Raw genomic sequence first — 22,589 nt, 5'->3', positions numbered from 1 at the left:
CACCATTTAAGATGTGTCGTTTCAATTTTCAGCTTGATCCAGATTTTTAAAGAGCAAATATCTCAAACGTCACCCGAAGATGAGTTTTGAGATATGACGGCAGGTGACTTTCACTCACGAACCAGCAAGTGGCGTCCCCTAGGGGATTCGAACCCCTGTTACCGCCGTGAAAGGGCGGTGTCCTGGGCCTCTAGACGAAGGGGACACTGAAGTCTCAATCGCAAGACGCCTTGCTATTTACTTTTCATCAGACAATCTGTGTGAGCACTGCAAAGGCAGGTTCTTTAAGGTAAGGAGGTGATCCAACCGCAGGTTCCCCTACGGTTACCTTGTTACGACTTCACCCCAGTCATGAATCACAAAGTGGTAAGCGCCCTCCCGAAGGTTAAGCTACCTACTTCTTTTGCAACCCACTCCCATGGTGTGACGGGCGGTGTGTACAAGGCCCGGGAACGTATTCACCGTAGCATTCTGATCTACGATTACTAGCGATTCCGACTTCATGGAGTCGAGTTGCAGACTCCAATCCGGACTACGACGCACTTTATGAGGTCCGCTTGCTCTCGCGAGGTCGCTTCTCTTTGTATGCGCCATTGTAGCACGTGTGTAGCCCTACTCGTAAGGGCCATGATGACTTGACGTCATCCCCACCTTCCTCCAGTTTATCACTGGCAGTCTCCTTTGAGTTCCCGGCCTAACCGCTGGCAACAAAGGATAAGGGTTGCGCTCGTTGCGGGACTTAACCCAACATTTCACAACACGAGCTGACGACAGCCATGCAGCACCTGTCTCAGAGTTCCCGAAGGCACCAATCCATCTCTGGAAAGTTCTCTGGATGTCAAGAGTAGGTAAGGTTCTTCGCGTTGCATCGAATTAAACCACATGCTCCACCGCTTGTGCGGGCCCCCGTCAATTCATTTGAGTTTTAACCTTGCGGCCGTACTCCCCAGGCGGTCGACTTAACGCGTTAGCTCCGGAAGCCACGCCTCAAGGGCACAACCTCCAAGTCGACATCGTTTACGGCGTGGACTACCAGGGTATCTAATCCTGTTTGCTCCCCACGCTTTCGCACCTGAGCGTCAGTCTTTGTCCAGGGGGCCGCCTTCGCCACCGGTATTCCTCCAGATCTCTACGCATTTCACCGCTACACCTGGAATTCTACCCCCCTCTACAAGACTCTAGCCTGCCAGTTTCGAATGCAGTTCCCAGGTTGAGCCCGGGGATTTCACATCCGACTTGACAGACCGCCTGCGTGCGCTTTACGCCCAGTAATTCCGATTAACGCTTGCACCCTCCGTATTACCGCGGCTGCTGGCACGGAGTTAGCCGGTGCTTCTTCTGCGGGTAACGTCAATTGCTGAGGTTATTAACCTCAGCACCTTCCTCCCCGCTGAAAGTACTTTACAACCCGAAGGCCTTCTTCATACACGCGGCATGGCTGCATCAGGCTTGCGCCCATTGTGCAATATTCCCCACTGCTGCCTCCCGTAGGAGTCTGGACCGTGTCTCAGTTCCAGTGTGGCTGGTCATCCTCTCAGACCAGCTAGGGATCGTCGCCTAGGTGAGCCGTTACCCCACCTACTAGCTAATCCCATCTGGGCACATCTGATGGCAAGAGGCCCGAAGGTCCCCCTCTTTGGTCTTGCGACGTTATGCGGTATTAGCTACCGTTTCCAGTAGTTATCCCCCTCCATCAGGCAGTTTCCCAGACATTACTCACCCGTCCGCCGCTCGTCACCCGAGAGCAAGCTCTCTGTGCTACCGCTCGACTTGCATGTGTTAGGCCTGCCGCCAGCGTTCAATCTGAGCCATGATCAAACTCTTCAATTTAAGTTTGATGCTCGTGAATTAAACTTCGTAATGAATTACGTATGTTCACTCAGAGACTTGGTATTCATTTTTCGTCCGAGGACGTTAAGAATCCATGTCACTTTGAGTGCCCACACAGATTGTCTGATAAATTGTTAAAGAGCAGTGCAACGCGGCTTTCGCTCACCGTTGCGAGGTGGCGTATATTACGCTTTCCTCTTTCAGAGTCAACCCGTTATTTCAGGATTTTTTCTCTTCAACCGAACCGCTTGTTGTGTGAAGTGATTCACATCCGCCGTGTCGATGGAGGCGCATTATAGGGAGTTCCCGAACGACCGCAACCGAAAAGTTGCAAAAAAATGACTGACTGCTGCATTCCCCAGCAAAACCCCGCCTTATACCCTTTTATACACAAAGTTATCCACAGTCATGAGCGGATCGCGATGCGATCCTACGAATTGCGCGGGAAGATCAACTATACTAGCGGCAAATACTCTCCCCTGTGCAGGCCCATCCTCATGACCACACAACGCCTCGCCCGTGACTGGCGTCTCCCTACAGCAGGAGTGATGCTGCTGGCAATCCTCTTTGCCGGTTTTACCCTGCATGCGCACTGGAACGCTTTTATCCAGTGGTGTCTCGCCACACAAATTACGCTGCACCGTTATCTGGTGATGTATCTGCTGCAGCTTAATAACCACCAGTACAGCGGCGGATTATGGCTGTTAACGGGCGCTTTCCTTTATGGCGTTCTCCACGCCATCGGACCCGGGCATGGAAAATTCATTGTGACGACCTATCTGACCACCAATAAGGAAAGCGAGCTGGCCGCCCGGGTCGTCCCCTTTCTGGGTAGCCTGATGCAGGGCGTCAGCGCCATTCTTTTTGTCTTTATTCTGGCTATAGGGTTTAACCTCGCCTCAGGGGATATCAGTACCAGCCGCTGGTACGTGGAGAAGATAAGTGCAGTGCTTATTGGCGCATTTGGCGCGTTTGTTATTTACCAGGCGCTGAAGAGCCTGCGTCCACACAGGTTAACGATCTCAGCCATCAAACCGCTTCATCAGCACGATGAACACTGTGGCTGCGGTCATCATGGCGTGGGGGCAAACCTGACACAAAGCGACTGGAAAACCCGTCTTGGTGTGATTCTGGCGATTGGCGCACGCCCGTGCAGCGGGGCGATCATGATTCTGATGTTTTCGAACGCGCTGGGCATTGTCACCTGGGGGGTGGCCGCCGTCATGACCATGTCTTTGGGAACCGCGCTTTCTATCGTGGGGCTTTCACTGGCAGTACGCTACGCCCGCGAGCGCACGGTGAGCTGGTTCGGAGAAAGCGCCTCATTAAGATGGCTCGTACCGGCAGTCAAAATAGCCGGAGGGATAGTCCTGATCCTGTTCGCGACGGTGCTGTTCCTGACGGTGATCCCTATCAGTGCCAATGGCGACTACATCGCCGCCGGATGCTAATAAAAGAAAACCCGCCGTTGGCGGGTTTTTTTATTACTCGTTGATGCGTGGATGCTGGTCCACCAGTCGGGAGCGTTTTTTCTGCAGCTCTTCAATCTCTGCGTCAATATCCTCAATCTTCTGCTCTACGTTATCGTAGTGCTCACGCAGGATCTCTTTCGCTTCCTGAATATCCGATGCCGCAGGAGTCGCGCCTTTCAGAGGACGATTCGCCGTCTCCTTCATGGTAATACCGGTAATCAAACCAATCACCGCGATCGCCATCAGGTAATAAGCCGGCATCATCAGGTTCTGCGTGCTCTCCACCAGCGAGGCGGCAAGCGTCGGGGTCAGACCGGCAATCAGCACCGAGATGTTAAAGGCCGCGGCCAGCGCGCTGTAGCGAATATGTGTCGGGAACATCGCGGGCAGCGTTGAGGCCATCACCCCGATAAAGCAGTTAAGGATCACCGCCAGCATCAGCAGACCGGCAAAAATCAGCCCCAGCACATCGCTGTTAATCAGAATAAATGCCGGGATTGCCAGCGCAAACAGCGCAACGCTGCCCAGAATAATGAACGGTCGACGGCCAAAACGGTCACTCAACAAGCCCATAATCGGCTGCACAAACAGCATACCGACCATGATGGCGATAATAATCAAGACACCGTGATCTTCCGAGTAGTGCAGGTTATGCGACAGATAGCTCGGCATGTAGGTCAGCAGCATGTAATAGGTCACGTTGGTCGAAATCACCAGGCCAATACAGGTCAGCAGGCTGCGCCAGTGCTTAGTGGCGATCTCTTTGAACGATACCTTCGGACCATCCTGCAGCCCTTCGCGGTCACCCTGTTCCAGCTTATCGACGTGCTGCTGGAACGCAGGCGTTTCTTCAAGCGCATGACGCAGGTAGAGACCAATGATCCCCAGCGGCAGTGCCAGGAAGAACGGGATACGCCAGCCCCAGTCGAGGAAGTTCGCTTCTCCCACTACGGTTGAAATCAGCACCACCACGCCCGCGCCCAGAACAAACCCGGCAATCGAGCCGAAGTCCAGCCAGCTTCCCATAAACCCGCGCTTACGGTCCGGGGAGTACTCGGCAACAAAGATCGAGGCGCCGGTGTATTCACCCCCCACGGAGAAGCCCTGAGCCATCTTACAAATCAGCAACAGAATCGGTGCCCAAATGCCGATGGTGGCGTAAGACGGGATAAGGCCGATACAGAATGTACTGATCGACATAATGACGATGGTGATGGCAAGGATTTTCTGACGACCATATTTATCGCCGAGCATACCGAAGAACAGTCCACCCAGCGGGCGAATCAGGAAGGGAACGGAGAACGTACCCAGTGCGGCAATCATCTGAAGGCTGGGATCGGCCCCGGGGAAAAACACTTTACCTAACGCATAGGCCACAAAGCCGTAGACACCAAAATCGAACCATTCCATCGCATTACCGAGCGAGGCTGCGGTAATGGCTTTACGCAGCTTTGCGTCATCAATAATGGTGACGTCGCGAAGTGTGATGGGTTTAATCTTTTTCCTTCTTAGCATAGCTATCCTCGTTGACTCGGCCCTGTCTGTTTCACAGTCCAGTTTGCGTTCTGTGAACCATGGGATCCGCTCCATGCGAATCGCCTTATTCAAGCGTAGCAGGTTTACTTACATTGACGTTTTACGCCGATACAACCGAACCTGTTGACGCCTGCCTGGGCAGTTAATGACCTTTTTACCCTACCAGCGTTTATATTTGTGATCAACTTCACACATATTTTCGCGTCCGGTCAACCTAGTCAAATTTTTGTCAAGGAGTGCCAATAAGCACTTCCTTAACCTACCTAAAGAGCATCCTCACGCACGTCATTATTTCTTTCGTAACAGAAAAACAAACCACGTTAATTCACATCAAATTTACATAAATTTCCATCAACAGGAACCGGACTCAGGTTTTACATTGAATATGTGACAAAGATAACTAAAACGATGTTTTATTTTCATTGAATCGATATTCCAATGATCGCATGATAAATCCGAATTCAGCGTTTTATGTTTTACAGAATGAGGTTAATCGAGAGCACACATTTAATTATGCGTGCAGGATTATCGAAAAAACACCGCAAACGACAAGAGCAATTAATTGAATTTATTGACTAATTTTTAACACCTGTCACCCGTCCTGCGGGATCCGATGTGAGGTTTGTCCATGAAGATTAAAGCCACGATAGAACGCATACCCGGCGGTATGATGCTGGTTCCGCTGGTACTGGGCGCCATCCTGAATACCCTTGCCCCTGATACCGGGGCTTATTTTGGCGGTTTCACAAAAGGCATGATAACGGGCACGGTTCCGATTCTTGCCGTCTGGTTTTTTTGTATCGGCGCATCCATTAATTTGCGGGCAACAGGTACTGTAATACGGAAATCCGGCACGCTGGTGATAACCAAAATAGCCGTAGCCTGGGCGGTAGCAATGATATGCGCGATGTTCATCCCGGAGACTGGAATTCAGACCGGGTTCTTCGCGGGATTATCGGTCCTGGCGATTGTCTCGGCGATGGATATGACTAACGGCGGATTGTACGCCAGCCTGATGAACCAGTATGGGACGAAAGAAGAGTCCGGCGCATTTGTGTTGATGTCTCTGGAATCTGGTCCGCTGATGACGATGCTGATCCTGGGGTCTGCTGGCCTGGCCTCTTTTGAACCCCACCACTTTGTCGGCGCGATCCTGCCCTTCCTGATCGGCTTTGCCCTTGGCAATCTCGATCACGATCTGCGTGATTTCTTCAGCAAAGCCACGCCGGTGCTGATCCCGTTCTTCGGCTTCGCACTGGGGAACACCATTAATCTGAAGGTTATCCTCGATACCGGCCTGCTGGGTATTGTGCTGGGGGTCGCCGTGATCGTCATTACCGGTATTCCGCTGATCATTGCCGACCGCGTGATCGGAGGAGGAAACGGCACGGCCGGCGTCGCCGCCTCTTCAGCCGCAGGGGCTGCCGTCGCAAACCCGGTGATTATTGCCCAGATTAACCCGGCCTTTGAACCGGTGGCCGCTTCAGCGACGGCGCTGGTTGCCGCCAGCGTCATTGTCACCGCGATTCTGGTGCCAATCATCACGGCGCTGTATGCGAAACGCTACGGGAATATGCAAGAGGCCCAGCCTGAACCGAAACCAATAGAAATGAATCATTAACACACCGCCCCAAACCATCCCCTCTCCCCTGCGGGGAGAGGGTCAGGGTGAGGGGTTTACCCAAAAATCTCTTCCACCATCCCGTCAACCAGCCGTTTTGCCGAACAGAGCCTCGGCATACCCAGCGCGACGGTCTGCCAGTTTTGCGTGACTGACCAGCTCACCGGATGTTGATCCGCCTGACACCAGTCCCCCAGCCACCCCAGCATGTCTTTATGATCGATTAAACCCGGAGAGGCCGGCGTTGTCAGCCATTGGTGATAGAAATGGCGGGTCGTGGGTGACGCATTAATGCCCTGCGCCAGATAGTTAGCCGCCATGCTGCGCAGGTTATCCTTAAGCATTGCCGCTACATCTTCATTCGCGAGGCGGCATGCATCACCAAATGCCCCCCAGCGCAGCTCTTCCAGGACAATAAAACAGCGCCCGGCCAGCGACCAGCCATCATAGTGCCCGGCCCGCCAGCGGGTGAAAATCTGCTCGCTATGCTCGCCCGCCTGCACCGTGAGCCCGCGCTGGGTCAACGCCTTCTCTTTATAGGCTGCGCGTTGGGTAAAATGAGAAGCGAGTTCACCGTATTGCTGCATCAGCCCAGGGGATTGCGGGGCGCGCGGGTGAGTCTGCTGGCGCAAAGCAATCAGCTTCTCTGCCATCAGCGTCAGCGCGAGATGACCCGGATCAAGCATGCCGGCCAGTTTTTCCGCCAGCCCCAGGCGCAGCCCCGCATTTTCATTGAGCATCCCCGCCATCGCCCAGGGGCGTAGCCGGGTATGCGTCATGATTTCCTGCGTCAAACGCTCACGAAACTGAAGCTGCTGTGGTCCCAGGTGAGGATGACGCGCCGCGTCTCCCCCCTGTACCAGATCGACCATAAATTTTGGATTAATACACTCCAGCGTTCGCCCGGGACCGTCCAGTAGTGGTGTTGTCATGGTTGCTCTGCCGCGAATAGAGTTTGAATATCATCGCGTAACAGTCGGGTATCTTCCTGTATCCACGTCGCAGTAGTGATACTTTGCTTCAACAACTGGCAGAGCGCTCGGGTTGAATGCTCATTCTGTTGACGCACTGCGAGGCTATCACGCAAGCTTTCCTGTAACCCGGTCAGGCACAACGAAAATTCTGCAAAGAACGTTGCCATTCCTGCCGTAACAGAGACATCGACCTGCGCGGACAAAGCTTTACGTATTTGTTCACAAAACTGCTCAATATGTTGCTTAAATTTGTCATGTAGCTGCGCAATGTCGATAACATAGCGCGTGCGCGTTTCCACATACTCATCCCAGCCCCAGCCCGGATTATTGAGCCAGCGAGAGACCGTTTCCCGCATGCTGCTCCCGCCTGATGGCGGGTCTGCCTGACTGTCATCCTGCGCAATCGCATCGTTAAACAGCGCCCGCGTATTGAAGTTAAGCTGGCTCGCCTGAAACGCCGGGAAACTGATTCGCGCCCGAAAACCCGCATGGCTCAGATGCTCTTTAATACGTGCTTCGATAGGGCGCATGGCTTCGTTCAGGGAACGCGCCAGCGTAGACTCAAGCTGGTCGAAGCGTAACGCCAGTTCCCGGCAAATCTTCGTCTGCGCATCCAGCATCACCAGCTCGCAGGAGGAGCGGATTTTACTCAGCGCGATCTGCGCCTGCCCTTCATCGTCCAGAACCAGCTGCTTCAGCTCGTGCGGCTCGCCACCGTGAGGGTTCTGCCGATCGATGCCTGCCAGATCAAGAATATGCCGAGCGCTGAACACCTCGCCAATCGCATGGTTAAGCGCGATTTTTTGGGCCCCCATAAAGTCCGCAGTGGCGTTCAGCGCCTCATCAACTTCATGTTTCACCTCATCGCTCACGACGCACTGGCGCGTCTGAAGAAGCGCCGTGTCCTCTTCCAGACGTGCAATATTCAATTCCAGCGCCTCAAAGGCAACCGTCAGACCCTGATAGCGGAAGTCGAGGTACTCCCGGGCATTTTGTGCGTAATTAAGGAGCTTATGCGAAGCCGAACGCAGCGCGTATAGCGAGGCATTGGCATAGGCGGCGTAAATCAATTTGCGTATGGGTTGTTCAAACAGCGAATCTTCCCAGAGCAAATCGGCAGAATGACGAATATGATCGATATCGTCCAGGTCCGCCGTGCGCCAGCGACGTCCAAGCGCAGCCTCGGCAAAATCCTGCACCCAGGGCTGCTCCTGATGATCCGGCAGCTGTCCGTGGGTACTCATCTCGTAGCGCGCGCGGTTCGCCAGATATGCCCACATGGATGAAACGGGGTAGATCTGGCCAGGCGAAATATTGCCCTTCATTAAGGTACCGGAGATCATCGCCCGGACCTGCTCTTCATCGTCGCTATTGCGATCTTTCTGATCGAATTTATTGACCAGCGCATACAACGGCACTGATTTTCCCGCAGCGGAAATGGCCTGGCGAACTTCTTCATCAGAGATGGATTTAAGCTGGGTGTAATCCATCACGGCCAGCACCGCCGACGCACGGGACAATTGCTCGTTGAGCATTTTTTGCAGATGTGGCTGTCCGGCCTCATTCGGCCCGGGTGTATCGAGCAGCGTCAGCTGTCCGAGATGAGCATCCAGACCCGCAAGATGCACGAACTCCACTTCAATGACCGGAATATGTTCGATAGCCGCATATTCAGAGAACGGAAACGCCACACCTAACGCCTGGGAAAGTCTCACCAGGTCGTTGAGGCTTTTCAGACAATGAAATATCGGCTGCGCGCCAAGGTGATGCTTCTCAAAAGCTTCTCCTTTTTCAATGCGCTCCAGCAGCGTATTCATGTCTTTATCAATTTCAAGATGCTGGGCCAGCTTCCCCCGATCGTAATCGCATAGCTTTTTCTGGAGCAGTTGAATCAATTCATCAATCGGCGAGGCATGTGAAAAATGCAGCACCGGGTCCTTCTGACCTGGCGTGTGCCGAATCAGGGTGGGAAGCGCCGTCATCGGACGATTGCGGTTCGGCAACACTTCGGTCCCTACAATCGCATTAATGGTGGTCGATTTCCCCGCTTTCATGGTGCCAACAATAGCCAGGACCATTTCCAGCCGGGTTATTTTCCGTAATTCATTATTCAGCATCGCCTGCTGTGCATCGACGCCGCGCGCACTAAAATGCAAAGGTAAAACGTTGTTCTTTTCACCCGTAATGGCAGCCGCTGTGCTCTCCAGCATCGCAGCCGGCATTGATTTCAACGTATCAAGATTTTGCAGGGCGAGCTGTAACAAACGCTCGGCTTCCTGGCTTAATTCAAAAATGGTCTGTGTGTGCATGATAAAAGACTTTCCTTAACGCAAATTTATTACTTTTATTAAGCCACTGGTATTAATTATGTTGTTCAGGCTTATATGATCACGTGTGGAAAACATGTTCGCCGAAATATAACTGATTGATGATAATCAGAAATAATTCGCTATCCTTGCATGGCGTGTAAAGCTCTCCTCCTGGCCTGACAGCCAAAAGAAAAAAGCGTAGCCCAATTTTAAGAAACTTCAGGATATATCATCATTATTTACCCATCTAAAAAGAGAGGTAATACGCCCCTGCCAAAAGATATGTATGGCAGCGAGGTCAGGAGATAAATAACGATGTGTTGCTTCACCTTATCCGAAATGGAGGGGCGTAGCAATTTGCTGCAATAAAATATTCGATATATTTAGCATCAATTTTTTCCCACCGTGCTAATGACGTAAGCATCGCTTATCTGACTGACAGGAAGTGTCACTCCCGATACGCTTTTTGCATCTTTTTTAATTCACAATATCACCGACAACCGTGTGGATTTGCGCTATACTTGCCGCCTTTTTCGGCACACTGCCGTCATTTAGCTGGCACTTCCAGCGCGTTTACACTTTTTGAGGATACCGATATGTCACTCCCACACTGCCCGAAATGCAATTCTGAATACACCTATGAAGATAATGGCATGTTCATCTGCCCGGAATGCGCTCACGAATGGAATGATGCCGAACCATCACACGATGCTGATGCACTTGTCGTAAAAGATGCGAACGGCAATCTGCTGGCGGACGGCGACAGCGTAACCGTGATTAAGGACCTGAAAGTAAAAGGCAGTTCTTCCATGCTGAAGATTGGCACCAAAGTGAAGAATATCCGTCTGGTGGAAGGCGATCATAATATCGACTGCAAAATTGACGGCTTCGGTCCGATGAAACTGAAATCAGAGTTCGTGAAAAAGAACTGATTTACCCGCCCGGTGGCGCTTCGCTTACCGGGCTTTCGGGAACTACACTTAATGGGCTTTTCTTACGTGAGGTAAAGATTATGCCGTTAAGTCCCTACATCTCTTTCGCCGGCAACTGCGCAGAGGCCACCGCCTTCTACCAGCAAGCCGTCGGCGCAGAACCTCTCTATAAAATCACCTTCGGCGAAATGCCAAAAAGCGATAACAGCGAGGAAGGCTGTCCGTCCGGTATGAAATTTCCGGATTCCGCTATCGCTCACTCCAACGTCCGCATTGCAGGCAGCGATATCATGATGAGCGACGGGATGCCGCCGGGCAGCAACGCACAGTACGCGGGTTTCACGCTGGTACTCGATACCCAGGACGTCAATGAAGGCAAGCGCTGGTTCGACAACCTCGCCGCGGGCGGGAATATCGAAATGGGCTGGCAGGAAACCTTCTGGGCACACGGTTTCGGTAAAGTCACCGATAAATACGGCGTGCCGTGGATGATTAACGTCGTTAAACAGCAGCACTAATTTTCTGGCGGGGGCGTTCTGCCTCCGCCTGTCATCAAACTCCGCTCAACTCTTCAAACTCCCGCAACCCAGACTTAACCCAAATGTCACATTGATGCGCCAGCATGAGGCCACATTTATCGTGAGGCCCAGCACATGCAAACTGTCATCCGCGTCGAGAAACTGAGCAAGACCTTCAATCACAATAAGGCTCTGCATGCCGTTGATCTGACCGTCCAGCAGGGCGACATGGTGGCGCTTCTCGGGCCATCTGGTTCAGGTAAATCCACCCTTCTGCGTCATTTAAGCGGCCTTATCATCTGCGATAAAACGCCGGAAAGCCACGTCGAGCTGCTGGGCAATACCGTGCAGCGCGCGGGGCGTCTCGCCAGCGATATCCGCAAGAGCCGCGCCCAGACGGGCTACATCTTCCAGCAGTTCAACCTGGTAAACCGCCTGACGGTGCTGGAGAACGTGCTGATTGGCGCGCTCGGCAGCACCCCGTTCTGGCGTACCTGCCTGCGCTGGTTCTCCCCTTCCCAAAAGCAGGAAGCCTTACAGGCGCTGACCCGCGTCGGCATGGCGCATTTCGCCCACCAGCGCGTTTCCACCCTGTCCGGTGGACAGCAGCAGCGCGTCGCCATCGCCCGCGCCCTGATGCAGAAAGCGCAAATCATTCTTGCTGACGAACCCATTGCCTCGCTGGATCCGGAGTCCGCCCGCATCGTGATGGAGACCCTGCGCGACATTAACCAGAACGACGGCATTACCGTGGTGGTCACGCTGCATCAGGTGGATTACGCCCTGCGCTACTGCGAACGCATTGTCGCCCTGCGTCAGGGACACGTGTTCTTTGATGGCGCGAGCCATCAGTTTGATAACGAACGTTTTGACCATCTCTACCGCAGCATTAACCGCGTCGAAGAGAACGCGCAGGCTGCTTAATTAAACCCGATCCGAGGAAAGTACATGAGCTACAAAGCCGTTGCCGCGCTGGCCTTTACCAGCATGTTCAGCCTCAGCACCCTCCTAAGCCCGGCGTATGCACAAGAGCAGGAAAAAGCGCTGAACTTCGGCATTATTTCGACGGAATCACAGCAGAACCTGAAGCCTCAGTGGGAACCGTTCCTGAAAGATATGGAAACCAAGCTGGGGATCAAAGTGAACGCCTTCTTCGCCCCGGACTACGCGGGCATCATCCAGGGGATGCGCTTTAACAAAGTGGACATCGCCTGGTACGGCAACCTCTCCGCCATGGAAGCGGTGGACCGCGCGAACGGCCAGGTCTTTGCCCAGACCGTCGCGGCAGATGGCTCCCCGGGGTACTGGAGCGTGCTGATCGTCAACAAAGACAGCCCAATCAACAACCTCAACGACATGCTCGCCAAACGCAAAGAGCTGACCTTCGGCAACGGCGATCCGAACTCCACCTCGGGTTACCTTGTCCCTGGCTACTACGTCTTCGCCAAAAACAACGCCTCCGCCAGCGACTTCAAACGCACGGTGAACGCCAGTCATGAAACCAACGCTCTGGCCGTGGCCAACAAGCAGGTGGATGTTGCCACCAACAACACCGAAAACCTCGACAAGCTGAAGACCTCCGCACCGGACAAGCTGAAAGAGATCAAGGTTATCTGGAAATCGCCGCTGATCCCCGGCGACCCGATTGTGTGGCGTAAAAACCTGTCCGAAAGCACCAAGGACAAGGTGTACGACTTCTTTATGACCTATGGCAAAACGCCGGAAGAGAAAGCAGTCCTCGAACGTCTGGGCTGGGCACCGTTCCGCCCGTCAAGCGACCTGCAGCTGGTCCCGATTCGTCAGCTGGCGTTGTTTAAAGAGATGCAGGGCGTGAAGGACAACAAAGGCCTGAAGGACGAGGAGAAAACCAGCAAAGTGGCCGCGATTCAGGCCCAGCTTGAAGACCTCGACCGCCTGACCGCCGCGCTCGGTGCAATGACCAGCGTGAATAAAGCGGTGCAGTAGTGCCTTTCTCCCTCTCCCTGTGGGAGAGGGCCGGGGTGAGGGCATCAGCGCGCACATTTCCCCCTCACCCTAACCCTCTCCCTCAAGGGAGAGGGGACTAAACCCAAAGGAGCCAACATGCAAACCATCACCCTCCCACCGCCAAAGCGCAGCTGGTTCTCGCTCATAAGCTGGGCCATCCTGCTGGCGGTGCTGGTTATCTCCTGGAAGGGCGCGGAAATGGATCCGCTGCTCTTCAAAGACGCGGGCAACATGGCGACCTTCGCCGCCGACTTCTTCCCGCCGGACTTCAGCCAGTGGCAGGACTATCTCCGCGAAATGGCGGTCACCCTGCAAATCGCCGTCTGGGGCACCGCGCTGGCCGTCGTTCTCTCTATTCCATTTGGCCTGATGAGCGCCGAAAACATCGTGCCGTGGTGGGTGTATCAGCCCATGCGTCGCCTGATGGACGCCTGCCGCGCCATCAACGAAATGGTCTTTGCGATGCTGTTCGTGGTCGCCGTCGGCCTGGGTCCGTTCGCCGGCGTAATGGCGCTGTTCATCCACACCACCGGCGTGCTTTCCAAGCTGCTCTCCGAGGCGGTCGAAGCCATCGAGCCCGGCCCGGTGGAAGGCATCCGCGCAACGGGTGCCAACAAAATCGAAGAGATCCTCTACGGCGTCCTGCCGCAGGTGATGCCCCTGCTGATCTCCTACTCCCTGTACCGCTTTGAGTCCAACGTTCGCTCCGCCACCGTCGTCGGCATGGTCGGCGCAGGCGGGATTGGCGTCACCCTGTGGGAAGCAATTCGCGGTTTCCAGTTCCAGCAAACCTGCGCCCTGATGGTACTCATCATCGTCACCGTCAGCCTGCTGGATTTCCTCTCTCAACGTTTGCGTAAGCACTTCATCTGAGAAGCGAGGCTTTGTTTTCTATGCACTTATCCAGACATCCGACCAGTTACCCCACCCGCTGGCAAGAGATTGCGGCAAAGCTCGAAGTGGAGCTACGCACGCACTACCGCTGCGGGGACTACCTCCCCGCCGAGCAGCAGCTTGCCGACCGCTATGAGGTGAACCGACACACCCTGCGCCGCGCCATTGACCAGCTGGTCGAGCGCGGCTGGGTCCAGCGCCGTCAGGGCGTGGGCGTGCTGGTGCTGATGCGCCCGTTCGACTACCCGCTTAACGCCCAGGCGCGCTTTAGCCAGAACCTGCTGGATCAGGGCAGCCACCCGACCAGCGAAAAGCTGCTCTCGGTATTACGCCCGGCCTCCAGCCACGTGGCGGACGCGCTGGGGATTCAGGAGGGCGATAACGTCATCCACCTGCGCACCCTGCGCCGCGTCAACGGCGTGGCGGTGTGCCAGATAGACCATTACTTCGCGGACCTTGCCCTCTGGCCCGTGCTGCAGCATTTCTCCAGCGGATCGCTGCATGATTTTCTTCAGGATGCGACAGGCATTGCGCTCAAGCGCACACAGACGCGCATCAGCGCCCGTCGCGCGCAGGCGAAAGAGAGCAAGGTGCTCGAAATTCCCAATATGGCCCCGCTGCTCTGCGTGCGCACCCTCAACCACCGTGACGGCGAGATCAACGCGACGGAATACTCCGTCAGCCTGACCCGCGCCGACATGATCGAATTCACCATGGAGCACTGAATGCACTTCGACACCGCCACCCGACAGCGCTGGATGCGCGTTCTGGCCCACAGCCAGCCTGCCGCGCTCTCTGCCCGCATGAGCGCCCTTAGTCTGGCACCCGATTACGACACCCTCCGCGCCCCGGAGATCGGCCTCGTTCAGATCCAGGCGCGCATGGGCGGCACCGGCGAGCGCTTCTTCGCCGGAGACGCCACCCTCACCCGCGCGGCGATCCGTCTGAACAGCGGCACGCTGGGCTACAGCTACGTGCTCGGGCGTGATAAAGCCCACGCCGAGCGCTGCGCGGTGATCGACGCGCTTTTACAGGAACAACCGAATTTCCAGACGCTGATGGAAACCCTTATTGCCCCGCTGGAAGCTGACCGCGCCGCGCGCATTGCCGCACGTCAGGCCGAAGTGAACGCCAGCCGGGTCGACTTCTTTACGCTCGTTCGCGGAGACAACGCATGACGCTTCAACCTGCTTTTACCCTGGCCGTCCAGGATGCCCAACACAGTTTTCGTCGCCTGCTGAAGGCGATGAGCGAGCCGGGCGTGATCGTCTCGCTGCACCAGCTCTCCCAGGGCTGGCTGCCGCTGAACCTGGCGACCACCAGCGTGCTGCTGACGCTTGCCGATAACGACACCCCGGTGTGGCTCTCGGGCGCGCTGTCGAACGACATCGCCAGCCAGAACCTGCGCTTTCACACCGGCGCCCCGCTGGTCGATCAGCCCCGGCAGGCGGTTTTTGCCGTGGCCGACGAGCAAATCAGCCATGAACAGCTCAACGCCCTGAGCGAAGGCAGCGCCGTCGCCCCGGAAACCAGCGCCACGCTGATCCTGCAGGTCTCCAGCCTCAGCGGCGGCCGCATGCTGCGCCTCACCGGGGCAGGCATCGCCGACGAGCGCATGGTCGCGCCGCAGTTGCCGGAGTGCATCATTCACGAGCTGACCGAACGCCCGCACCCGTTCCCGCTGGGCATTGACCTGATCCTGACCTGCGGCGAACGCCTGCTGGCAATCCCGCGGACCACCCATGTGGAGGTGTGCTGATGTACGTTGCCGTCAAAGGGGGCGAGAAGGCTATCGCCGCCGCCCATGCGCTGCAGGCGCACAGACGACGGGGCGATGAACAGCTGCCCGAGCTGAGCGTCGCCCAGATTGAACAGCAGCTTAATCTCGCCGTCGACCGGGTGATGACCGAGGGCGGCATCGCCGACCGCGAGCTGGCGGCGCTGGCCCTGAAGCAGGCCAGCGGCGATAACGTGGAAGCCATCTTCCTGCTGCGCGCCTACCGCACCACGCTTGCCAAACTGGCGGTCAGCGAGCCGGTGAACACGGCGGAGATGCGCCTGGAGCGCCGCATTTCTGCCGTTTATAAAGACATCCCCGGCGGCCAGCTGCTTGGCCCTACCTGTGACTACACCCATCGCCTGCTGGATTTTACCCTGCTGGCGAACGGCGAAGCGCCGCCGCTCAGTACCTCTGACGCTGAACAGGAACCGTCTCCGCACGTTTTCAGCCTGCTGGCGAAACAGGGTCTGGCGAAGGCGGAAGCGGATTCCGGCGCGCAGCCGGATGACATCACCCGCACGCCGCCGGTTTACCCGTGCTCGCGATCGTCCCGCCTGCAGCAGCTGATGCGCGGCGACGAAGGCTATCTGCTGGCGCTGGCCTACTCCACCCAGCGCGGCTACGGGCGCAACCACCCGTTTGCGGCTGAGATCCGCAGCGGCTACATCGACGTCGAAATCGTGCCGGAAGAGCTGGGATTTGCCGTCAACGTCGGCGAACTGCTGATGACCGAATGCGAAATGGTGAACGGTTTTGTCGCGCCCGAAAATGAAGACCCGCACTTTACCCGCGGCTACGGGCTGGTGTTTGGCCTCGGCGAGCGCAAGGCCATGGCGATGGCGCTGGTTGACCGTGCGCTGCAGGCACCGGACTACGGCGAGCACGTTGCAGGCCCGGCGCAGGACGAAGAGTTCGTGCTGGCCCACGCGGATAACGTTGAGGCCGCGGGCTTTGTCTCGCACCTCAAGCTGCCGCACTACGTCGATTTCCAGGCCGAACTGGAACTGCTGAAACGCCTGCAACGGGAGCGCGCCAATGGCTAACTTAAGCGGCTACAACTTTGCCTATCTGGATGAGCAAACCAAACGCATGATCCGTCGAGCGATACTTAAAGCGGTGGCCATTCCGGGCTATCAGGTGCCGTTCGGCGGCCGCGAAATGCCGATGCCCTACGGCTGGGGCACGGGCGGTATTCAGATCACCGCCAGCGTGATCGGCGAGGCGGACGTGCTGAAGGTCATCGACCAGGGCGCGGACGACACCACCAACGCCGTGTCGATCCGCAACTTCTTTCAGCGGGTAACGGGCGTCGCGACCACGGAAAAAACCGAAGACGCGACGCTGATCCAGACCCGTCACCGCATTCCGGAAACCCCGCTCGCTGAAGATCAGATTTTGATTTTCCAGGTGCCAATTCCGGAGCCGCTGCGCTTTATCGAGCCGCGCGAAACGGAGACCCGCACCATGCACGCCCTGGAAGAGTACGGCGTCATGCAGGTGAAGCTGTATGAGGATATCGCCCGCTTCGGCCATATCGCCACCACCTACGCCTACCCGGTGAAGGTGAATGGGCGCTACGTCATGGATCCGTCGCCGATCCCGAAATTCGATAACCCGAAGATGGACATGATGCCCGCCCTGCAGCTGTTCGGCGCCGGGCGTGAAAAACGCATCTACGCCGTCCCGCCTTACACGCGTGTCGAAAGCCTGGATTTCGACGATCACCCGTTTACGGTGCAGGAGTGGGATGAGCCGTGCGCCATCTGCGGATCCAAACACAGCTATCTGGATGAAGTGGTGCTGGATGACACGGGCAAACGGATGTTTGTCTGCTCCGACACCGATTTCTGCCGCCAACAGAGCGAGGCGAACGGCCAATGAAACCGCTGCTTTCGGTTAACAACCTGACCCACCTTTACGCGCCGGGCAAAGGCTTTAGCGACGTGTCGTTCGAGCTGTGGCCGGGCGAAGTGCTGGGGATCGTCGGCGAGTCCGGCTCCGGCAAAACCACCCTGCTGAAGTCCATCTCCGCGCGCCTCGCGCCGCAACACGGCGAGATACTCTATCAGGGACACTCCCTCTACGGCATGAGCGAGGGCGAGCGCCGCCGCCTGCTGCGCACCGAGTGGGGCGTGGTGCATCAGCACCCGATGGACGGCCTGCGCCGTCAGGTCTCGGCGGGCGGCAACATCGGCGAACGCCTGATGGCCACCGGCGCGCGCCATTACGGCAATATCCGCGCTACGGCGCAGCACTGGCTGGAAGAAGTTGAAATCCCCGCCTCGCGCATCGACGACCTGCCCACCACCTTCTCCGGCGGTATGCAGCAGCGCCTGCAGATCGCCCGCAACCTGGTCACGCACCCGAAGCTGGTGTTTATGGATGAACCCACCGGCGGGCTGGACGTCTCGGTGCAGGCGCGCCTGCTCGACCTGCTGCGCGGCCTGGTGGTAGATCTGAACCTTGCGGTGGTCATTGTCACCCACGATCTGGGCGTCGCGCGCCTGCTGGCGGACCGTCTGCTGGTGATGAAGCAGGGCCAGGTGGTGGAAAGTGGGTTAACCGACCGCGTGCTCGACGATCCCCACCATCCGTACACCCAGCTTCTGGTGTCGTCCGTGTTGCAGAACTGAGGTTACTGCCGCCGGGTGGCGCTGCGCTTTACCCGGCCTACGAACACAGCACCTGTAGGCCGGGTAAAGCGAAGCCGCCACCCGGCAAAACGAATCGCGAGGCCAACATGATCCAAGTACAAAACGTAAGTAAGACCTTTGTGCTCCACCAGCAAAACGGCGTGCGTCTGCCGGTGCTGCAAAATGCCTCTCTGGAGGTTAATCGCGGCGAATGCGTGGTGCTGCACGGCCACTCCGGCAGCGGAAAATCGACCCTGCTGCGCTCCCTGTATGCCAACTATCTGCCCGACGAAGGCCATATTCACATTCGCCACAATGATGAGTGGGTGGATCTGGTACAAGCCCCCGCGCGTAAAGTGCTGGAAGTGCGGCGCTCGACGATCGGCTGGGTGAGCCAGTTTCTGCGGGTGATCCCACGGATCTCCGCCCTCGACGTGGTGATGCAGCCCCTGCTGGATCTCGGCGTGCCGCGCGAAACCTGCGCCGCCAAAGCCGCCAGCCTGCTGACGCGCCTCAACGTGCCCGAGCGCCTGTGGCACCTTGCCCCGTCGACCTTTTCCGGTGGCGAGCAGCAGCGCGTCAATATCGCCCGCGGCTTTATTGTCGACTACCCGATTCTGCTGCTTGATGAGCCCACCGCCTCGCTCGACGATAAAAACAGCGCGGCCGTAGTGGCGCTGATCGAACAGGCCAAAGCGCGCGGGGCGGCGATCGTCGGGATCTTCCACGACGAGACCGTTCGCACCCGCGTCGCAGACAGACTGCACCCAATGGGGACTCCCGCATGATTATCAATAACGTCAAGCTGGTACTGGAAAATGAAGTCGTTGATGGCTCGGTTGAAGTCCATGAAGGCGTTATTCGCGCCTTTGCCGAAACCCAAAGCCGTACCCCTGAAGCGATGGACGGTGACGGCGGCTGGCTGCTGCCGGGGCTGATTGAACTGCATACCGACAATCTGGACAAATTCTTCACCCCGCGTCCGAAGGTGGACTGGCCCGCCCATTCAGCCATGAGCAGCCACGACGCGCTGATGGTCGCCAGCGGCATCACTACCGTACTGGACGCGGTGGCCATTGGCGACGTGCGCGACGGCGGCGATCGCCTGGAGAACCTGGAGAAGATGATCAACGCCGTGGAGGAGACGCAAAAACGCGGCCTCAACCGCGCCGAGCACCGTCTGCACCTGCGCTGCGAGCTGCCGCACCACACCACCCTGCCGCTATTTGAAAAACTGGTCGGGCGCGAGCCGGTCTCTCTGGTCTCTCTGATGGACCACTCGCCGGGACAGCGTCAGTTCGCCAATATTGAGAAATATCGCGAATACTATCAGGGGAAATATTCTCTCAGCGATGCGGAGATGGCCCGTTACGAAGAAGAGCAGCTGGCGCTTGCGGCACAATGGTCACAGCCTAACCGTCTCAGGATTGCGGCGATGTGCCGGGACCGCAATATCGCGCTGGCCAGCCATGACGACGCCACGCACGATCACGTGCTTGAATCCCACCAGCTTGGCAGCGTGATCGCCGAATTTCCCACCACGTTTGAAGCGGCTGAAGCCTCCCGCAAGCACGGCATGAACGTGCTGATGGGCGCGCCAAATATCGTGCGCGGCGGCTCGCACTCCGGCAACGTTGCGGCAAGCAAGCTCGCTTCCCTCGGCCTGCTGGATATCCTCTCGTCCGACTACTACCCCGCCAGCCTGCTGGATGCGGCGTTCCGAGTGGCCGACGACGAGGGCAACCGCTTTACACTGCCGCAGGCGATTCGCCTGGTGACGAAAAACCCAGCCTCGGCGCTTAACCTTCACGATCGCGGAGAAATTGCCGAAGGGAAACGTGCGGACCTGGTACTCGCCCACCGTAAGGGCGAGCACGTTCATATCGACCACGTCTGGCGTCAGGGAAAAAGGGTGTTCTGATGGGGAGATTAATCTGGCTAATGGGGCCTTCAGGTTCCGGTAAGGACAGCCTGCTGTCCGCCTTACGGCAGCGGGAACATCCGCAGCTGCTGGTGGCGCACCGCTATATTACCCGCGCGGCCAATGCAGGGAGTGAAAACCATATCGCCCTGAGCGAGCAGGAGTTTTTCATTCGTGCCGGGCAAAACCTGCTGGCGCTGAGCTGGCACGCCAACGGCTATTACTACGGGATCGGCATTGAGACCGATCTGTGGCTGCATGCGGGGTTCGATGTGCTGGTTAACGGCTCCCGCGCGCATCTACCGCAAGCGCGCGCCCGCTATGGAGCAGCCCTACTACCGGTCTGTCTGCAGGTTTCGCCGGACGTTCTGCGCAGCCGGCTGCAGAGCCGGGGGCGTGAATCAGCCCGTGAGATCGATCAGCGGCTAGAGCGTGCGGCCCGCTATGCCCCGTCCGACTGCCACATCCTCAATAACGACGGAAGTTTGCTACAGTCAGTCGATACCTTTTTATCGCTTATCCGTCAGAAGGAGAAACAGCATGCCTGACTGCCAGCTTCGCCCCGCTACTGCCGACGATGCGCAGATTGTCTATGCCCTGATCTGCGAACTGAAACAGGCAGAGTTCGACCATCAGGCGTTCCACGCCGGATTTCTTGCCAACCTCCAGGATCACAATATGCGCTACCAGCTTGCCGAGCTGGGCGGACATGTTGTCGGCATGATCGGCCTGCACATGCAGTTTCACCTCCATCACGCGCGCTGGATCGGCGAAATCCAGGAGCTGGTGGTGATGCCGCAGGCGCGTGGGTTAAAGGTGGGCAGCCAGTTGCTGGCCTGGGCGGAAGAGGTGGCACGGCAGGCCGGCGCGGAGCTGACCGAACTTTCCACCAGCGTGAAGCGCACAGACGCGCACCGTTTTTACGTTCGTGAAGGATACACGCAGAGCCATTTCCGATTCACCAAACCGCTGTAGAGGTGCGTTATGAGTCTGACAATCACGTTGACGGGAACGGGCGGCGCCCAGCTGGTGCCGGTCTTTGGCTGCGACTGCGCGGCGTGTCGCCGGGCGCGCCTGCAGGAGACCTATCGCCGTCGCCCCTGTAGCGCGGTGGTCAAATTCAACGATGCGGTGACGCTGCTGGACGCGGGCATTCCGCACCTGATGGACGACTGGCCCGCAGGCAGCTTCCAGCAGTTTTTGCTCACGCACTACCATATGGATCACGTTCAGGGTCTCTTTCCCCTGCGCTGGGGCGTTGGCGCGACGATTCCGGTTTACGGTCCGCCGGACGAAGCAGGATGCGACGACCTGTTTAAACATCCGGGGATTCTGGATTTCAGCCACACGGTCGAACCGTTTGTGATGTTTGAGCTTCAGGGAATGCGGGTCACGCCGCTGCCGCTCAACCATTCAAAACTGACCTTCGGGTATTTGCTGGAGTCGGCCCACAGCCGCGTGGCCTGGCTTTCCGACACCGCCGGGCTGCCGGAAAAAACAGTAAAGTTCCTGCTCAACAATCAGCCGCAGGCGATGATTATCGACTGCAGCCATGCACCGCGCGACGATACGCCGCGAAACCATTGCGACTTAAATACCGTGATTGCGCTAAACGAGGCGATTGGCTGCCCGCAGGTGATCCTGACCCACATCAGCCATCAGTTTGACGTGTGGATGATGGATAATCCGCTGCCCGACGGCATTGAAGCGGGGTATGACGGGATGGTGCTGGTGCTGGATTAGGTTTTCTCCCTCTCCCGTGGGAGAGGGTTGGGGTGAGGGCAACAGGCCGCACTTAGCCTCGATCGTAATCGTCCTCTAACCTGCGCTCATCCTCTTCTAACCGACGCCTGTCGTCATCCAGCTGTCGCTGGCGCTCGTCTAAACGGCGTCGTCTGTCCTCAAGCTGTCTACGACGATCGTCGTACTGTCGGCTGTCGATTTGACGGCTGCGGTCATAACGATCGTCATCGCTGCTGCTGCGACTGCTGCTGGGATTATAGGCATCGTTGATCGCCTGCTGAATGTTGCCAATAGCATCATCAACAATATCGGCATGAGCCAGTTGGCTGGTGAGTGACAGCAGACCGAATAACAGAGCGGTTGAGTAACGTTTCATAAGGCCAGACTCGCAGGTGAACTGACCTTACGATAATGAACGGTAGGGAACGGGGGTAGCGGAG

The 22,589-nt window shown here is 57.0% G+C and carries 22 protein-coding genes, 1 tRNA gene and 1 rRNA gene; 18 read left to right on the top strand and 6 right to left on the bottom strand.

Annotated features, from left to right (window positions below):
- Positions 1–129 precede the first annotated feature (129 nt).
- Both AC4IC4_RS01730 and AC4IC4_RS01725 read right to left on the bottom strand, forming a co-directional pair.
- Positions 130–205, bottom strand: a tRNA-Glu gene (locus AC4IC4_RS01730).
- An 85-nt stretch (positions 206–290) separates the two neighbouring features.
- Positions 291–1,830 (bottom strand): 16S ribosomal RNA (locus AC4IC4_RS01725).
- A gap of 497 nt (positions 1,831–2,327) precedes the next feature.
- On the opposite strand from AC4IC4_RS01725, the gene AC4IC4_RS01720 reads away from it, so the two are divergent.
- On the top strand, positions 2,328–3,281 hold the full coding sequence (locus AC4IC4_RS01720) for a nickel/cobalt transporter (protein WP_048990339.1): 954 nt from the start codon (positions 2,328–2,330) through the stop codon (positions 3,279–3,281).
- 33 nt (positions 3,282–3,314) lie between these two features.
- On the opposite strand, the gene proP is transcribed toward AC4IC4_RS01720, so the two are convergent.
- Positions 3,315–4,817, bottom strand: a complete 1,503-nt coding sequence (proP, locus tag AC4IC4_RS01715) for a glycine betaine/L-proline transporter ProP (protein ID WP_491472039.1) — start codon at positions 4,815–4,817, stop codon at positions 3,315–3,317.
- Between the two features lie 649 nt (positions 4,818–5,466).
- On the opposite strand from proP, the gene kdgT reads away from it, so the two are divergent.
- Positions 5,467–6,459, top strand: coding sequence for a 2-keto-3-deoxygluconate transporter (gene kdgT, locus AC4IC4_RS01710; protein ID WP_024906761.1), 993 nt, complete (start codon positions 5,467–5,469; stop codon positions 6,457–6,459).
- 56 nt (positions 6,460–6,515) lie between these two features.
- Here the strand turns inward: kdgT and AC4IC4_RS01705 are convergent, their stop codons facing one another.
- Both AC4IC4_RS01705 and crfC read right to left on the bottom strand, forming a co-directional pair.
- Positions 6,516–7,391 carry a diguanylate cyclase regulator RdcB family protein gene (locus AC4IC4_RS01705; RefSeq protein ID WP_024906760.1) on the bottom strand — a complete coding sequence of 292 codons (876 nt, stop codon included), beginning with the start codon at positions 7,389–7,391 and terminating at the stop codon, positions 6,516–6,518.
- Entirely contained in the window at positions 7,388–9,742 is a 2,355-nt protein-coding gene (crfC, locus tag AC4IC4_RS01700) for a clamp-binding protein CrfC (RefSeq protein ID WP_491472038.1), read from the bottom strand. Before crfC ends, AC4IC4_RS01705 begins: the two co-directional genes overlap by 4 nt.
- A gap of 596 nt (positions 9,743–10,338) precedes the next feature.
- Here crfC and AC4IC4_RS01695 point away from each other — a divergent pair.
- From AC4IC4_RS01695 to phnP, 16 genes are all read left to right on the top strand, one after another.
- Positions 10,339–10,674 carry a zinc ribbon domain-containing protein YjdM gene (locus AC4IC4_RS01695; RefSeq protein WP_023310096.1) on the top strand — a complete coding sequence of 112 codons (336 nt, stop codon included), beginning with the start codon at positions 10,339–10,341 and terminating at the stop codon, positions 10,672–10,674.
- An 80-nt stretch (positions 10,675–10,754) separates the two neighbouring features.
- Positions 10,755–11,192 carry a VOC family metalloprotein YjdN gene (yjdN, locus tag AC4IC4_RS01690; protein ID WP_491472037.1) on the top strand — a complete coding sequence of 146 codons (438 nt, stop codon included), beginning with the start codon at positions 10,755–10,757 and terminating at the stop codon, positions 11,190–11,192.
- 135 nt (positions 11,193–11,327) lie between these two features.
- Positions 11,328–12,116 carry a phosphonate ABC transporter ATP-binding protein gene (gene phnC / locus AC4IC4_RS01685; protein WP_048990326.1) on the top strand — a complete coding sequence of 263 codons (789 nt, stop codon included), beginning with the start codon at positions 11,328–11,330 and terminating at the stop codon, positions 12,114–12,116.
- A gap of 24 nt (positions 12,117–12,140) precedes the next feature.
- Positions 12,141–13,157: a phosphonate ABC transporter substrate-binding protein gene (gene phnD, locus AC4IC4_RS01680; RefSeq protein ID WP_024906756.1), complete on the top strand. Its 1,017-nt coding sequence runs from the start codon at positions 12,141–12,143 to the stop codon at positions 13,155–13,157.
- 117 nt (positions 13,158–13,274) lie between these two features.
- Positions 13,275–14,051 carry a phosphonate ABC transporter, permease protein PhnE gene (phnE, locus tag AC4IC4_RS01675; protein WP_491472036.1) on the top strand — a complete coding sequence of 259 codons (777 nt, stop codon included), beginning with the start codon at positions 13,275–13,277 and terminating at the stop codon, positions 14,049–14,051.
- 20 nt (positions 14,052–14,071) lie between these two features.
- Complete coding sequence (gene phnF / locus AC4IC4_RS01670; protein WP_032662528.1) at positions 14,072–14,797, top strand: phosphonate metabolism transcriptional regulator PhnF; 726 nt, start codon at positions 14,072–14,074, stop codon at positions 14,795–14,797.
- The gene (phnG, locus tag AC4IC4_RS01665) at positions 14,798–15,250 is read left to right on the top strand and encodes a phosphonate C-P lyase system protein PhnG (protein WP_491472035.1); all 453 of its coding nucleotides are present in this window, start codon (positions 14,798–14,800) and stop codon (positions 15,248–15,250) included. It abuts the gene before it with no gap.
- Positions 15,247–15,831, top strand: coding sequence for a phosphonate C-P lyase system protein PhnH (phnH, locus tag AC4IC4_RS01660; protein ID WP_032650648.1), 585 nt, complete (start codon positions 15,247–15,249; stop codon positions 15,829–15,831). The genes phnG and phnH overlap by 4 nt, the downstream gene beginning before the upstream one ends.
- On the top strand, positions 15,831–16,895 hold the full coding sequence (locus tag AC4IC4_RS01655; RefSeq protein WP_491472034.1) for a carbon-phosphorus lyase complex subunit: 1,065 nt from the start codon (positions 15,831–15,833) through the stop codon (positions 16,893–16,895). The genes phnH and AC4IC4_RS01655 overlap by 1 nt, the downstream gene beginning before the upstream one ends.
- Positions 16,888–17,733 (top strand): alpha-D-ribose 1-methylphosphonate 5-phosphate C-P-lyase PhnJ, encoded by an 846-nt coding sequence (locus AC4IC4_RS01650; RefSeq protein ID WP_032650644.1) that lies wholly within the window; start codon positions 16,888–16,890, stop codon positions 17,731–17,733. Before AC4IC4_RS01655 ends, AC4IC4_RS01650 begins: the two co-directional genes overlap by 8 nt.
- Complete coding sequence (gene phnK, locus AC4IC4_RS01645; RefSeq protein ID WP_473701779.1) at positions 17,730–18,485, top strand: phosphonate C-P lyase system protein PhnK; 756 nt, start codon at positions 17,730–17,732, stop codon at positions 18,483–18,485. The genes AC4IC4_RS01650 and phnK overlap by 4 nt, the downstream gene beginning before the upstream one ends.
- Positions 18,486–18,592: 107 nt before the next feature.
- The gene (gene phnL / locus AC4IC4_RS01640; RefSeq protein ID WP_032650642.1) at positions 18,593–19,273 is read left to right on the top strand and encodes a phosphonate C-P lyase system protein PhnL; all 681 of its coding nucleotides are present in this window, start codon (positions 18,593–18,595) and stop codon (positions 19,271–19,273) included.
- Positions 19,270–20,406, top strand: coding sequence for an alpha-D-ribose 1-methylphosphonate 5-triphosphate diphosphatase (gene phnM / locus AC4IC4_RS01635; RefSeq protein ID WP_473712488.1), 1,137 nt, complete (start codon positions 19,270–19,272; stop codon positions 20,404–20,406). Before phnL ends, phnM begins: the two co-directional genes overlap by 4 nt.
- On the top strand, positions 20,403–20,954 hold the full coding sequence (phnN, locus tag AC4IC4_RS01630) for a ribose 1,5-bisphosphokinase (protein WP_090420717.1): 552 nt from the start codon (positions 20,403–20,405) through the stop codon (positions 20,952–20,954). The genes phnM and phnN overlap by 4 nt, the downstream gene beginning before the upstream one ends.
- Positions 20,947–21,381 (top strand): aminoalkylphosphonate N-acetyltransferase, encoded by a 435-nt coding sequence (gene phnO, locus AC4IC4_RS01625; protein WP_024906746.1) that lies wholly within the window; start codon positions 20,947–20,949, stop codon positions 21,379–21,381. Before phnN ends, phnO begins: the two co-directional genes overlap by 8 nt.
- Before the next feature lie 9 nt (positions 21,382–21,390).
- Positions 21,391–22,149: a phosphonate metabolism protein PhnP gene (phnP, locus tag AC4IC4_RS01620; RefSeq protein ID WP_491472033.1), complete on the top strand. Its 759-nt coding sequence runs from the start codon at positions 21,391–21,393 to the stop codon at positions 22,147–22,149.
- Between the two features lie 52 nt (positions 22,150–22,201).
- Here phnP and yjdP read toward each other — a convergent pair whose 3' ends face one another.
- Positions 22,202–22,525: a DDRRRQL repeat protein YjdP gene (yjdP, locus tag AC4IC4_RS01615; RefSeq protein WP_032650638.1), complete on the bottom strand. Its 324-nt coding sequence runs from the start codon at positions 22,523–22,525 to the stop codon at positions 22,202–22,204.
- Positions 22,526–22,589: the final 64 nt, after the last annotated feature.

The sequence above is a fragment of the Enterobacter sp. Taxon_2 genome (genome assembly GCF_058355295.1).
Note: the sequence above shows the minus strand (reverse complement) of the source record. Positions and strands in the feature narration are given on the sequence as shown.

Coding starts and splice junctions, on each gene's coding strand:
- AC4IC4_RS01720 (WP_048990339.1), top strand. CDS start 2,328: ATGACCACACAACGCCTCGCCCGTGACTGGCGTCTCCCTACAGCAGGA.
- proP (WP_491472039.1), bottom strand. CDS start 4,817: ATGCTAAGAAGGAAAAAGATTAAACCCATCACACTTCGCGACGTCACC.
- kdgT (WP_024906761.1), top strand. CDS start 5,467: ATGAAGATTAAAGCCACGATAGAACGCATACCCGGCGGTATGATGCTG.
- AC4IC4_RS01705 (WP_024906760.1), bottom strand. CDS start 7,391: ATGACAACACCACTACTGGACGGTCCCGGGCGAACGCTGGAGTGTATT.
- crfC (WP_491472038.1), bottom strand. CDS start 9,742: ATGCACACACAGACCATTTTTGAATTAAGCCAGGAAGCCGAGCGTTTG.
- AC4IC4_RS01695 (WP_023310096.1), top strand. CDS start 10,339: ATGTCACTCCCACACTGCCCGAAATGCAATTCTGAATACACCTATGAA.
- yjdN (WP_491472037.1), top strand. CDS start 10,755: ATGCCGTTAAGTCCCTACATCTCTTTCGCCGGCAACTGCGCAGAGGCC.
- phnC (WP_048990326.1), top strand. CDS start 11,328: ATGCAAACTGTCATCCGCGTCGAGAAACTGAGCAAGACCTTCAATCAC.
- phnD (WP_024906756.1), top strand. CDS start 12,141: ATGAGCTACAAAGCCGTTGCCGCGCTGGCCTTTACCAGCATGTTCAGC.
- phnE (WP_491472036.1), top strand. CDS start 13,275: ATGCAAACCATCACCCTCCCACCGCCAAAGCGCAGCTGGTTCTCGCTC.
- phnF (WP_032662528.1), top strand. CDS start 14,072: ATGCACTTATCCAGACATCCGACCAGTTACCCCACCCGCTGGCAAGAG.
- phnG (WP_491472035.1), top strand. CDS start 14,798: ATGCACTTCGACACCGCCACCCGACAGCGCTGGATGCGCGTTCTGGCC.
- phnH (WP_032650648.1), top strand. CDS start 15,247: ATGACGCTTCAACCTGCTTTTACCCTGGCCGTCCAGGATGCCCAACAC.
- AC4IC4_RS01655 (WP_491472034.1), top strand. CDS start 15,831: ATGTACGTTGCCGTCAAAGGGGGCGAGAAGGCTATCGCCGCCGCCCAT.
- AC4IC4_RS01650 (WP_032650644.1), top strand. CDS start 16,888: ATGGCTAACTTAAGCGGCTACAACTTTGCCTATCTGGATGAGCAAACC.
- phnK (WP_473701779.1), top strand. CDS start 17,730: ATGAAACCGCTGCTTTCGGTTAACAACCTGACCCACCTTTACGCGCCG.
- phnL (WP_032650642.1), top strand. CDS start 18,593: ATGATCCAAGTACAAAACGTAAGTAAGACCTTTGTGCTCCACCAGCAA.
- phnM (WP_473712488.1), top strand. CDS start 19,270: ATGATTATCAATAACGTCAAGCTGGTACTGGAAAATGAAGTCGTTGAT.
- phnO (WP_024906746.1), top strand. CDS start 20,947: ATGCCTGACTGCCAGCTTCGCCCCGCTACTGCCGACGATGCGCAGATT.
- phnP (WP_491472033.1), top strand. CDS start 21,391: ATGAGTCTGACAATCACGTTGACGGGAACGGGCGGCGCCCAGCTGGTG.
- yjdP (WP_032650638.1), bottom strand. CDS start 22,525: ATGAAACGTTACTCAACCGCTCTGTTATTCGGTCTGCTGTCACTCACC.